General features: G+C 29.5%; 1 protein-coding gene and 1 tRNA gene. Both read right to left on the bottom strand.

Features of this window, described 5'->3' with window-relative positions; all coding sequences use genetic code 11:
- Positions 1-692: 692 nt before the first annotated feature.
- Positions 693-1,160 carry an S-ribosylhomocysteine lyase gene (locus KPL51_RS22980; protein ID WP_216166753.1) on the bottom strand — a complete coding sequence of 156 codons (468 nt, stop codon included), beginning with the start codon at positions 1,158-1,160 and terminating at the stop codon, positions 693-695.
- Positions 1,161-1,421: 261 nt separating this feature from the next.
- A tRNA-Ala gene (locus KPL51_RS22975) sits at positions 1,422-1,497 on the bottom strand.
- Between the last annotated feature and the right edge of the window lie 76 nt (positions 1,498-1,573).

The raw sequence follows: 1,573 nt of genomic DNA, 5'->3' as shown, positions 1-1,573 counted from the left end.
AAATTACTTCTTTATCTAAAGTAATTAACTGGTCTAACGAAATATTATTTCGCTATTTTACCTATTTCTCTGTTTAATTTTCAAAGACCAATTCCATATGTCATCATGTGACGACTTCTACTATACTACTAGGTTTTTCTTATTTTGTCAATATTTTTTCTAATATTTTTGAAACTTTCTTAAAAAATATTAAATATTAACTTTTTATAAGGTTTTTCTTTATCGTTACTAGTTCGTAGCGACAAGGAGTATTCTATCATAACAATAAAATTGTATATTTATAATTATTGTTATAGATCAGTATTATTCCTTATTTACTCCTTATTTCTACATATTCCATTGTTTTAGCTATATTGACACACATGGTTAAGTATATAATAATTTTTCTACATTTAAAGATATTATACATTTACTTTTAATGATTGTTAAGAATTTTCTAAATCTTCAGCTACCATTTTAAATATTAAATACACTACTTTTAACTCAACTATAGTTGAGTCTAGACAATATTTTTCAAAATCACACCGACATGAATCCCTAACCACCTAATTCATTTTTATATATTTGACATGACCCATCATAAAATTAATAAAGAAAGAGAATAGCTAATTATAAAGTTACTCCCATTCTTTATAATTATTACGATACGAGCCACTTAAAGCTATCTATACATGTAAATTAACATTAAGATCTTAAGATTCTATTTCTGGATAAATTATATTTAAAGAAGTTGCATTAAGAAGTGTGTCAAGATATTCTTGTACATCACTCTTTGCTGCTATTAGATCCATATCTGAATAATTACCACACTGATCCGGTTGTGCTCCTGGTATCTCCCCTTCAAATAATATTACAAATCTCATCATATCTTTTACTACCTCTATTGCCTTTATTTTATCTATATTCCTCATAATCATATAGAAACCCGTTCTACAACCCATAGGCCCAAAATAAATAACATCTTTAGCTATGTCTTGGTTTCTTAGATATGTTGCACCTATATGTTCAATAGCATGACAAGAACCTGTTGACATAACCTTTTCTCTATTAGGTTGTTTCATTCTAATATCATAAGTAGTGATATCTCCATCTATCCTAGACTCATAAAACCCTCTTAATAACTTAATATGATTAACTTGAAAACTTGATATTACTTCCATTGTTATTTCCTCCTAATTTCTATTATAAAACTCAAAGTTATCTTTCGATATCTATTCCAATAGATAACCTTCTTCTGCTTATTTTTATACAACTATCTCTCCTATGTTATAACACATTATTACTATAAATTGAATGTAAAATATTATCTTCTCCCAAAAGAAAAAAAACATCTGAATTCAGTTTCAGCTGTCTTTCTAATATTATTTATAGTATAATAAAATTTCAAAACAAAAAAGCAGTCCCATGGGACTGCTTTTTTTTGGTGGAGATAAAGGGAATCGAACCCTTGACCCCCTGCGTGCAAGGCAGGTGCTCTCCCAGCTGAGCTATATCCCCTTATATGGTGGACCTTCAGGGACTCGAACCCCGGACCGACCGGTTATGAGCCGGTAGCTCTAACCAGCTGAGCTAA

Source organism: Clostridium bowmanii, assembly GCF_018861315.1.
In the GTDB taxonomy this organism is placed as follows: domain Bacteria; phylum Bacillota; class Clostridia; order Clostridiales; family Clostridiaceae; genus Clostridium_AD; species Clostridium_AD bowmanii.
Note: the sequence above shows the minus strand (reverse complement) of the source record. Positions and strands in the feature narration are given on the sequence as shown.